We start from the raw sequence: 10,159 nt of genomic DNA, 5'->3' as shown, positions 1-10,159 counted from the left end.
CACGGTGGATAAGTTTCTTGTCTGGCCGCAGTCCCCGGATCGGTCACCGGTCGACCGGGCCCGGCGAGCGCGAATCGACCCGTTCGGCCGCCGTATCGAGCGAAACGCGGCCCGGGCTCGAGCGAAGCGTTCGAAGGGGACACTCACTTCAGCGCGCGTCCGCAATTTCCGGGCGATGCCCGGTCTCCTCGTCTCGCTCGCGCTGGCGGTCGTGGCGACGGTCGTCATCTGGAAGGGGAGCGGGCGCTTCGAGCGGGCCGCCGAACGCCTGAGCAGGTACTACGGGCTACCCGTCGCCGTCCACGGGGCCATCGTCGTCGCCGTCGGGTCGAGCTTCCCCGAGATCAGCTCCATCGCCATCAGCACGGTCGTCCACGACGAGTTCTCCCTCGGCGTCGGCGCCATCGTCGGCAGCGCCATCTTCAACCTCCTCGTCATCCCCGCGCTCTCGGCGCTCGCGAGCGAGGACCTGGAAGCGACGCGCGACGTGGTCCACAAGGACGCCCAGTTCTACGTCATCAGCGTGCTCGTCCTGTTCATCGTCTTCGCCCTCGGCGCGACGTACGTCCCCGGCGGGACGAACAGGGCCGCCGTCCTCACGCGACCGCTCGTCGTCCTCCCGCTCGCTACCTACGTCGTCTACGTCTTCCTCCACCAGCAGGACGCGAGCGAGCACGTGGCCGCCGCCGCGCCCGACGTGGATCCGCTCCGCGAGTGGGGACGGCTCGCTGTCGCGCTCGTGGTCATCGCCGTCGGCGTCGAGGGCATCGTCCGCGCCGCCCTCTCGTTCGGGACGATATTCGACACGCCGACGTTCCTGTGGGGGCTGACCGTCATCGCCGCCGGGACGAGCCTCCCCGACGCGTTCGTCAGCGTCAACGCCGCGAAGAACGACGACGACGTCACCAGCCTCACGAACGTCCTCGGGAGCAACACGTTCAACCTCCTGGTCGCCATCCCTGTCGGCGTCCTCCTCGCGGGCGAGGCGACGATCGACTTCCTCGTGGCGATCCCGACGATGGGCTTTCTCGCGTTCGCGACGCTCGTGTTCATCGTCTTCACGCGCACTCGCCTCGAACTCACCGACCCCGAGGCGTACGGCTTCCTCGGACTGTACGCGCTGTTCCTCGTCTGGATGACCCTGGAGACCGTCGGCGTCGTCGACACCGTCATCGGGATATAGGTGACGGCGCGGTCCGACGGCACTGCCGCCCGGAGAAGCGGCGGAACCGGCGAAATTTTAGGCTCGCGTCCCCGACGAGGACACATGTCGGACCAGCCGCACGTCGCCGCCGTCTGTGGTAGCCTGCGCGAGGAGAGTTACACACGCAAAGCGCTGCGGATCGCGCTCGATGCCGCGGAAGAGACCGGCGCGAGCGTCGACCTGATCGACCTCCGATCGCTCGACCTCCCGGTGTTCGACCCCGACGACGAGGACGCCGGCGACGCCGCGGAACTCCGCGACAGGATCGGCCAGGCCGATTCGATCCTCCTGGGGACGCCCGTCTACCACGGGTCGTACTCGTCGGTCCTCAAGACGGCTCTCGACTACTGCGGATTCGACGAGTTCGAACACAAGACGATCGGCCTCCTCTGCGTGGCCGGCGGGTCGTTCCCGGTCACGTCCCTCGACCACCTCCGGTCGGTCTGCCGCTCGCTCAACGCGTGGGTCCTCCCCCACCAGGCCGCGCTGCCGCGGGCGCGGACCAAGTTCGACGGCGAGTCGCTCCGGGAGGAGAGCGACCGCGACCGAGTCCGGACGCTCGGCCAGCGAGCCGTCGAGTACGCGAGCATCGAACCCGATCCGCCCTACATCGAGAGCACGGAGAACGTCGGCGCCGACTGACGCTCGCGGACAGTCGACCCGACTGGCGAACCGCCCCGCCGATCCCGGTACGATACTTTAACCGGGAGGGCGGCGCACTCGCTTGCAATGAACGGGGAGAGAGCCGTGGCGTGGGTCGACGGAGCGCCGGGGGAGCGAACCGAGGCCTTCGCCGATGCCGAATCGCGGTTCCAGCGGAGAGATTTCACCGTCGAACGGATCGCTTTCGGCGATCTCGCGGACGACGTCGCGGCCGGACGACCGGACTGTCTGGTGGTCGACGCGGACAGCTGTCCGGACCCAGTCGCAGCGATACAGACGATCCGCGAGACCGATCCGGCCGTCGCAGTGGTCGCACTCGCACGCGAGGGGGACGAATCGCTGGCGCATCGGGCCGTCGCGGCGGGCGCCGCGGAGTACGTCCCATCGATAGCTGACGAGGCGCTCGTCGACGCCGTCGAACGAGCGATCGACCGGGGGGAGCGGGCGCGCGAGCGGTACCGCCAGTCCGAGACCGACCAGATCGGCGAGTTCGCGAGCGTCGTCGGTCACGACCTGCGAAATCCGCTCTACGCGGTCAGGCACCGCATCGAGATGGCCCGCCGGACGGGCGACGACGGTCACCTCGACGACGCCCTCGCGGCGCTCGACCGGACGGACGAACTGCTGAGCGACCTGATCGCGAGGACCGGATCGGACCCGTCGGCCGACGACACCGAGTACGTCTCGCTCGCCGCGGTCGCTCGCTCGGCCTGGGAACACGTCGCGACGGGCGAGTCGACGCTGTTCGTCCGCGACGACCGACCCGTCGCGGCCGACCGCGGGCGACTGACCCAACTGCTCGAGAACCTCTTCGTCAACGCGGTGGAGCACGGGATCGGTGACGAGAACGGCGGGGTGGAGGTGAGCGTCGGCGTCGACGGGGACGGCTGCCTCTCCGTCGAAGACGACGGGTGCGGGATCCCGGCGGAAGAGCGGGAAGCGGTGTTCGAGTCGGGGTATTCGACGGCAGTCGACGGGACCGGATACGGTCTGGTGAGCGTCCGACGGATCGCGCGGGCTCACGGCTGGACCGTCGAGGTGACAGAGGGGGCTGACGGCGGCGCCCGCTTCGAGTTCCACGGGGTGGCGGTCGGCGACTCGTGAGCGACACCTTCATGAGCGCGACGGGGATAGCGGAAAGCGGGCGCGGGTAGCCAAGCCAGGAAAAGGCGCAGCGCTTAGGACGCTGTTCCGTAGGGATCCGCCGGTTCAAATCCGGTCCCGCGCATGAGCGAACGGAGTGAGCGAAGAGCAGGACCGCGATTTGAACCCGGGGAGTCGCAGCGGCCGAGCGAAGCGAGGCCGACCGTCTCCACTCGGTTCAAATCCGGTCCCGCGCATTTTTGCTGCGAGCAAACCGCGAGCAGTAAAATCGCCAGCGGATTTGAACCCTACCAGTCGCGCACAGCGACCACAGGGAGCGAGCACGTCTGGGTCCGGTTCAAATCCGGTCCCGCGCATTTTTGCTGCGAGCAGACTACGAGTCGCAACATCGCCAACGGATTCGAACCCGAGGAGTCGCAGCGGGCGAGCGACGTTAGGCCGACCGTCCCCGTTCGGTTCGGATCCGGTCCCGCGAATTGTCCCGTGAACGCGGCCAACAGGCCCGAACGGTGGCGTTTGCACGTAAACATTAGCAAGATATAAGTAACGGATGAGAGACATACCTGGTGAGATGCGCTACACGATCGACAAGCGACCGAGTTACGCGGTGCTGGAAGTGGGTCTCGCGGAGGGTGAGGAGATCGAGACGAAGCCGGGCGCGATGATGACCCAGTCGGCGGGAATCGAGAACGAGACGAGCATCGGCGGCGACGACGGCGTGATGGGGATGGCGAAGCGGGCGATCAGCGACGAGCGGGGGTTAGTCGAGAACAAGTACTACGCGGTGGCCGACGACGCCGAGGTGACGCTGGTGCCGGACCACCCGGGCGACATCACGGCGATCAACGTCACCGAGCAGGGACCGATCAAGTCCCAGTCGGGGTCGCTGCTGGCCTGGGAGCCGCTGGTGGAGCGGTCGACGGAGATGAACAACCGGTCGAACCTGTTCTCGTCGGGCGAGCTGACGGTGCTGGGCATTTCGGGGCAGGGGATGGCCTTCGTCTCCTCGTACGGGTCGATGTACGAGAAGGAGGTGACGCCGGAGGAGCCGCTGACGGTCGACGAGGATCACCTCGTGGCCTGGACCGACGGGCTGTCGATGGACCGCCGGAAAGACGGGAGCATCAAGTCGACGATGCTGGGCGGCGAGGGCTTCGTGACCGAACTCTCCGGCGAGGGGCACGTCTGGCTCCAGACGCGCAACCCGCTGACGCTGATGGCCGGCGGGACCGAACACGAGGACAGCGATTCGGCCGGCGGCCCGAGCGTCGACGACTTCATCTGACGAAACCGAGTCGGTTCGAGGGGGACCGGTTCGAAGCGTCCTCTTTCTTGCGGCGAGCGTCCCGACGGAGTTAACTCGTGGCCGTCTGACCCGACGGATATGGAACGCAGTCCGAGCGCGACGGGGAGGGGAGACAGGTGCGCGTAGTTCTGGCAGTCGGGACGACGCGGACGGCGGAGATCGAGGGGCTGAGCGCGGCGGGCGCCGACCCGGAGGCGATGGTCCACACGCCGAGCGCCGACGCCGAGATCGTGAGCTACGGCGAACCGGTCCGGTCGCCGGTAGTGCCGGTGAGTCCCACCGGCTGTCCGACGCCGGCGGTGGTGACGCGGGCTGTGCGAGACCTGGTCGGGTTCGACGTGACCGTCGTCGACGCCGGGCTGGCCGAACCGACCGGCGCGCCGACGGTGACGGTCGGGGCGCGGTCCGGCGACGACATCCGGGAAGCCGATCCGGTCCCGACTGCGCCGGGGGCGTTCGCGGCGGCCCGGGAGTTCGGGCAGGCGCTGCCCGACGACGAGGTGTACCTCGGGGAGTCGATCCCCGGCGGGACGACGACGGCGCTCGGCGTGCAGGCGGCGCTCGGCGAGCGGTCGGCCACCGCCGACGGCGCGAGCGTCTCCTCGTCGCTGCCGGAGAACCCGGTCGAACGGAAGGAGGCGGTCGTCGACGAGGGACTCGCCGCGAGCGGGCTCGCGGAGGGCGACCTGTCCGGCGACCCCCGGGAGGCGATCCGGCGGATGGGCGACCCGGTGCTGGCCGTGCTGAGCGGGCTCGCGCTGGGCTGTCTCGAATCGGGGACGGCCGTCACGCTCGCCGGTGGGACCCAGCTGGCGACGGTCGCCGCGGTCCTGCGCCACGCGGGGGAGGAGCGGCCGCTCGACCTGGCGACGACGCAGTACGTCGCCGACGATCCGTCGGTGGATCTCGGCGCGCTGGCCGACGCGTTCGACCTCTCGGTGACCGCGACCGATCCGGCGTTCGACGCCGGCGACCACCCCGCGTTCGACGGCTACGTCGCCGGCGAGGCGAAGGAAGGCGTCGCCATGGGCGGGGCGCTCGCGCTCGCGAGGACCGCCGGCGTGTCCGACGCCGACGTCCGCGAGCGAGTGCTGGAGCGGTACCGCTCGCTCCCGCTCGACGCCTGATCGGGGCGTCGCGGTCGCATGGCAGTCCGTCGCGGCAGTGAGCGATCGCGGACGGAACACCACCCCCGACGCGGACGTGTCAGGTGGCAGTTCTTTTCCGGGTGCGGCGGGCCGGCCTCGGGACGAGTTCGGCGCGTTCGCATGACGAGCGTGCGACGGCGGTCAGACGGGCCGAAACGCTTTTTCATGTCGGATGAGTTGATACGACAATGACCGGTCTCGACGACTTCCTCGACGAGCTAGTCGCGGACGCCGACGCTGTGTTTCTCTTCTCGCCGGGCAAATCGGACTACGAGACGATGGCCGAGGACGAGGAGACCGTCGTCGTCGGCCCGGACAACGACGTCGAAGCGGAGTCGTTCGTGGAGCTGCCGCTGGAGTTCGAGGACCTGCGCGATCGGGTTCGGTTCGGCGTCGAAGGGGCCGTCGAGAACGGCCACGTCGACGAGGACGCGGAGCTGGTCTGTCTGGCGGGCGTGTTCGGCGAGGACGCCGACACGGTCACGCGAGTGCGGGCCGACGAGTTCGAGAAGTCGGGCGTCTACGACCTGTTCGCCAACTCGCGGGCCGAGCCCTCGGTCATCCGCGACGTGCTCGAAGTGGCGGTCGAACTCGGCAAGAAGGGCCAGAAGGGCAAGCCGGTCGGCGCGCTGTTCGTCGTCGGCGACGCCGGGAAGGTGATGAACAAGTCCCGGCCGCTCAGTTACAACCCCTTCGAGAAGTCCCACGTCCACGTCGGCGACCCCATCGTCAACGTGATGCTCAAGGAGTTCTCGCGGCTCGACGGCGCGTTCGTCATCTCCGACTCCGGGAAGATCGTCTCCGCCTATCGCTACCTCGAACCCTCCGCCGAGGGCGTCGACATCCCGAAGGGGCTCGGCGCGCGCCACATGGCCGCCGGGGCGATCACGCGGGACACGAACGCCATCGCGATCGTCCTCTCCGAGAGCGACGGTCTCGTGCGAGCGTTCAAGGCGGGAGAACTCATCCTGGAGCTCGATCCGGAGGCGTACTGATGCAGATCGACTGGCTCGCGGAGTTCGTCCGCGCGGTCTTCTCCGACCAGGGAGCGGTCGTGGCCTCGATCGCGATCCTGCTGTTCGGCCTCGTCTTCAGCTACCTCGTCTGGCGGTGGACGCGGACGCTGCTCAGGAGCGCCGGCATCCCCGAGACCGTCGAGGGGACGCCGTTCGAACGGACCGCTCGCGGCTTCGGCACCTCGACGATCGGGATCATCTCGAACATCGCGGCGGTCTTCGTCTACGTGCTCGCCATCGTTCTGGCGGTCAACGTGGCCCAGCTCGGCAACCCGGACGTGTTCTGGACGCGCTTCACGGGGTACCTGCCGAGCCTGTTCATCGCCGCGCTCGCACTCATCATCGGGCTCGTCGTCGGCGACCAGGCGAAGCTCTACGTCGGCGAGCGCCTCCGGAGCGTCAAGCTCCCGGAGGTCAGCGTCATCCCCGAACTCGTCAAGTACAGCATCTTCTACGTGGCGATACTGATCGCGCTCGGCCAGCTCGGCGTGGAGACCGACGCGCTGCTCGTCCTGCTCGCCGTCTACGCGTTCTCGCTGGTCGTCCTCGCCGTCGTCGCGTTCTGGGACATGCTCCGCTCGGGGGCGGCCGGCGTCTACCTGCTGCTGACGGAACCGTACAGCATCGGCGACCGCGTCCGCATCGACGACAGCGAGGGGATCGTCCAGGAGGTCGACATGTTCACCACTCGCATCGAGAGCGACGGCGAGGAGTACATCGTCCCGAACCGGAGCGTCTTCGAGTCGGGCATCGTTCGCATCCGCGACTGACCGCGTTCGACCGTCGCGGCGTCAGACCACTGCCCCGTAGTTCGTCCGGTCACTCGGCGTCCTCGACGGTCGCCGGAACGCCGGCGGCGGTCGCGCCGGGCGGGACGTCGTCGGTCACGAGCGAGTTGGCGGCCACCTGCGCGCCGGCGCCGACCTCGACGCCCGGCAGGACGATCGCGCCGGCGCCGATCATCGCCCGCTCGCCGATGACGACCTCGCCCGTCCGGTACTCGTCCTGGAGGAACTCGTGACAGAGGACGGTCGCGTCGTAGCCGACGATCGCGTGGTCTTCGACGGTGATGAGATCGGGCCAGAACACGTCCGGCGTCGACTCCAGCCCCCAGGCGACGCCCTCGCCGACCGTCACGCCGATGCGCCGCAGCAACCAGTTCTTCAACCGCATGCTCGGACAGACCCGACAGGCGAGGATGACGACGTAGTTGACCATCACCCGGAGCGGGTGGCGCGCCGTCGTCCAGTGAAAGATGGAATTGTGCGGCCCCCGCGTGGGGTGGCGCGTCACCCGATCGTAGCGAGCGGTGGACCCGCCGCGCTCCGCTTCCGACGTGTCCTCGGACGGTGACGACGCCGCCCCGCGTCGCTGCCCCCCGTCGTCGGCCTGCGTGTCGTCGTTCACGAGCGCACGTTCGGTCGCCGTCGCCTTGAATCTCGCCACATCGATCGGTTCAGACGAGCCTCTCGGGGTGCAACGGCGGTGCAGAAAAAAGGCGATTTCGCGTCTATCCGTCGGCGGAGTCAGTCGCTCGCTATGCGCCGGCTTCGGTGGCGGTGTCCGTCTCCGTTTCGACACCAAGCCCGTCGTCGGTCTCCGTCTCGGTTTCGGTGCCGATACCGACGTCAGTTTCCGTCTCGGTCTCCGTGCCGAGGCCGTCGTCGGTCGCGGTCTCGGTCTCGTTGCCGATGCCGACGTCAGTTTCCGTCTCGGTTTCGGTCTCGTTACCGATGCCGACGTCGGTCTCGGTCTCCGTCTCGGTCTCTTCGCCGACCACGTCAGTCTCGGTTCCGGTCTCGGTCTCCGCGCCCGCTTCCACGGTCGGGAGCGTGACAGACTTCGTCGCGTCCTGAACGGTGATCAGCTGGAACGAGGCGCCCGCGGGCGCTTCGTCGGGGTACTGGTACCCGGCGAGGAACGCCGTGTACGCGTTGCCGCCCTCGACGGAGAGGTCGACGGTGGCGAGCGTCTCGCCCGTCTCGTTCGAGCGGATCTCGAGCGTGTAGTCACCGGCCGGGACGTTCATGTACTCCGAAGCGTTCCGGAACGTGACGTTCTGGGCGAGGGTCAGCTGCTCGTCCATATCGGTCTCGGTCTCGTTACCGACCATGTCGGTCTCAGTTTCGGTCTCGGTTTCGGTACCGACCACGTCCGTCTCAGTTTCCGTCTCGGTCTCGTTGCCGACACCGACGTCAGTCTCCGTCTCGGTCTCGTTGCCGACACCGACGTCAGTCTCCGTCTCGGTCTCGTTGCCGAGGCCGTCGTCGGTCTCGGTCTCCGTGTCCGTCTCCTCCTGCGCTGCGAGGAACATTCCCTCGTCTGTCGCGGTTTCCGTCTCGTTACCCATGCCGACGTCAGTTTCCGTCTCAGTCTCGGTCTCGTTGCCGACACCGACGTCAGTCTCCGTCCCGGTCTCGTTGCCGACACCGACGTCAGTCTCGGTCTCCGTCTCGGTCTCTTCGCCGACCACGTCGGTCTCGGTCTCCGTCTCTTCGCCGGTCTGTCCGTCGGACGGCCCCTCGGTGACGACGACGTCGACCGAACCCACGTCCGGCGAGAGGTTGACGATACTCACTGCCGCCATGTCGTCGCTCGGCTTCCAGGCGTTGTCCTCGAAGGTCGCCGGTTCGAAGTCCGTCATGGACTCCGAGGAGAACTCACCGCTGGCGGCGATCGTCGCGACCACTCGCGGCTCGATGGTCACGTTCCCCTCGAAGATCGCGTTCGTCGGCTGTCCCACGGGAGTGATGCTCACGTTGTACGTGCCCGCGGTGACGTTCATGTACTCGGTCACGTTGCCGAACTCGACGTTCGACGCGACCGTCTGGTTACCCAGCGTCACGTTGACTGCCGGCGCGTCCGGCGACAGGTGGGCGATCCGAACGTACGAGGTCTCCTGCGTCTGCGTGCTCGTCTGTGTGTCGTCTTGCTGTGCGGAGAACGACGCAGCGCCGCTCATCGCGAGCGTACTCACGACGAGTGTCAGCGCTACGGCTCCGACTATCGCTTTTGTGTATTTATCGTAAGTCATGCGACCGAGGAAAGGGGCGAGATACACTTTGTTATCCTCCGCCCAGTGGCAGGTCGCGATCCGTAAGCCGAGGCAATTCCCGGGAACGCCGTCGATAGCCCCCTCATTGTGTCACCCTGTTCCACACGCGGCTCAGTGGGGCATCCTTACCCGTATCGAACGCACGCACTCCGACGACGCCGTCGGCCGACGGTAATTTCCAGTTACTCGCGGCGAGACCGCCGAAACCACCCGTGAACTTTGACCCGAATATCGATCTCGATTCTCGGCGCGACGTTCGACCCCTTATAAATCTCAGATGCTGTCATAATTCACACACGCTGTCGGACGTGGACTCGACGGCGACACTCACACCGTTCTGCGGCTGCGACCCGCGTGAAACGAATCCCACCAGCGGCTCGCTCGTCACGTCCGTTCCTCGCAGAACTGCGCTCACGGGTCACTTCGTTTCCCGTTCGCCGTTCGAGGCGCTCACTGCGTTCGCGCCTCGCATGCGCCGGCCGGGATTTGAACCCGGGCCATGAGCTTGGAAGGCTCAGGTCCTACCACTAGACCACCGGCGCTCGTTCGACTCGCTCGCGCCCAGAGGCTCGCGAACGCACCGCGTTCGCTCACCACCGGCGCTCACTTCGTCTTTTTTCGCCGCTAATTAAGGGTGTTTCCTTTCCGACCGAGGCGACGGCC

9 protein-coding genes and 2 tRNA genes are annotated in these 10,159 nt (G+C 67.5%); 8 read left to right on the top strand and 3 right to left on the bottom strand.

Features of this window, described 5'->3' with window-relative positions:
• Positions 1-175 precede the first annotated feature (175 nt).
• The 8 genes from PSC72_RS22050 (at position 176) to PSC72_RS22015 (ending at position 7,211) form a co-directional block, all read left to right on the top strand.
• Positions 176-1,183 carry a sodium:calcium antiporter gene (locus tag PSC72_RS22050; RefSeq protein WP_274323578.1) on the top strand — a complete coding sequence of 336 codons (1,008 nt, stop codon included), beginning with the start codon at positions 176-178 and terminating at the stop codon, positions 1,181-1,183.
• Between the two features lie 84 nt (positions 1,184-1,267).
• The gene (locus tag PSC72_RS22045) at positions 1,268-1,846 is read left to right on the top strand and encodes an NADPH-dependent FMN reductase (protein ID WP_274323577.1); all 579 of its coding nucleotides are present in this window, start codon (positions 1,268-1,270) and stop codon (positions 1,844-1,846) included.
• A gap of 87 nt (positions 1,847-1,933) precedes the next feature.
• Positions 1,934-2,971 carry a sensor histidine kinase gene (locus PSC72_RS22040; protein ID WP_274323576.1) on the top strand — a complete coding sequence of 346 codons (1,038 nt, stop codon included), beginning with the start codon at positions 1,934-1,936 and terminating at the stop codon, positions 2,969-2,971.
• A gap of 40 nt (positions 2,972-3,011) precedes the next feature.
• Positions 3,012-3,095 (top strand) — tRNA-Leu (locus PSC72_RS22035).
• Between the two features lie 447 nt (positions 3,096-3,542).
• Positions 3,543-4,256, top strand: a complete 714-nt coding sequence (locus PSC72_RS22030) for a TIGR00266 family protein (RefSeq protein ID WP_274323575.1) — start codon at positions 3,543-3,545, stop codon at positions 4,254-4,256.
• A gap of 137 nt (positions 4,257-4,393) precedes the next feature.
• A complete protein-coding gene (locus tag PSC72_RS22025; RefSeq protein ID WP_274323574.1) occupies positions 4,394-5,404 on the top strand; it encodes a nicotinate-nucleotide--dimethylbenzimidazole phosphoribosyltransferase in 1,011 nt (336 codons plus the stop codon).
• Between the two features lie 209 nt (positions 5,405-5,613).
• Positions 5,614-6,420 (top strand): diadenylate cyclase DacZ, encoded by an 807-nt coding sequence (gene dacZ, locus PSC72_RS22020; RefSeq protein WP_274323573.1) that lies wholly within the window; start codon positions 5,614-5,616, stop codon positions 6,418-6,420.
• The gene (locus tag PSC72_RS22015; RefSeq protein ID WP_274323572.1) at positions 6,420-7,211 is read left to right on the top strand and encodes a mechanosensitive ion channel domain-containing protein; all 792 of its coding nucleotides are present in this window, start codon (positions 6,420-6,422) and stop codon (positions 7,209-7,211) included. Before dacZ ends, PSC72_RS22015 begins: the two co-directional genes overlap by 1 nt.
• A gap of 49 nt (positions 7,212-7,260) precedes the next feature.
• Here the strand turns inward: PSC72_RS22015 and PSC72_RS22010 are convergent, their stop codons facing one another.
• From PSC72_RS22010 to PSC72_RS22000, 3 genes are all read right to left on the bottom strand, one after another.
• Complete coding sequence (locus PSC72_RS22010; protein ID WP_274326208.1) at positions 7,261-7,734, bottom strand: acyltransferase; 474 nt, start codon at positions 7,732-7,734, stop codon at positions 7,261-7,263.
• Between the two features lie 244 nt (positions 7,735-7,978).
• Positions 7,979-9,418, bottom strand: a complete 1,440-nt coding sequence (locus tag PSC72_RS22005) for a DUF4397 domain-containing protein (protein ID WP_274323571.1) — start codon at positions 9,416-9,418, stop codon at positions 7,979-7,981.
• Between the two features lie 549 nt (positions 9,419-9,967).
• Positions 9,968-10,038 (bottom strand) — tRNA-Gly (locus tag PSC72_RS22000).
• Positions 10,039-10,159 lie beyond the last annotated feature (121 nt).

The organism is Halosimplex aquaticum, assembly GCF_028747785.1.
Lineage (GTDB): Archaea > Halobacteriota > Halobacteria > Halobacteriales > Haloarculaceae > Halosimplex > Halosimplex aquaticum.
The sequence above is the reverse complement of the archived record's forward strand: the minus strand, read 5'-3'. Positions and strand labels throughout refer to the sequence as shown.

Coding starts and splice junctions, on each gene's coding strand:
- PSC72_RS22040 (WP_274323576.1), top strand. CDS start 1,934: ATGAACGGGGAGAGAGCCGTGGCGTGGGTCGACGGAGCGCCGGGGGAG.
- dacZ (WP_274323573.1), top strand. CDS start 5,614: ATGACCGGTCTCGACGACTTCCTCGACGAGCTAGTCGCGGACGCCGAC.
- PSC72_RS22050 (WP_274323578.1), top strand. CDS start 176: ATGCCCGGTCTCCTCGTCTCGCTCGCGCTGGCGGTCGTGGCGACGGTC.
- PSC72_RS22015 (WP_274323572.1), top strand. CDS start 6,420: ATGCAGATCGACTGGCTCGCGGAGTTCGTCCGCGCGGTCTTCTCCGAC.
- PSC72_RS22045 (WP_274323577.1), top strand. CDS start 1,268: ATGTCGGACCAGCCGCACGTCGCCGCCGTCTGTGGTAGCCTGCGCGAG.
- PSC72_RS22030 (WP_274323575.1), top strand. CDS start 3,543: ATGCGCTACACGATCGACAAGCGACCGAGTTACGCGGTGCTGGAAGTG.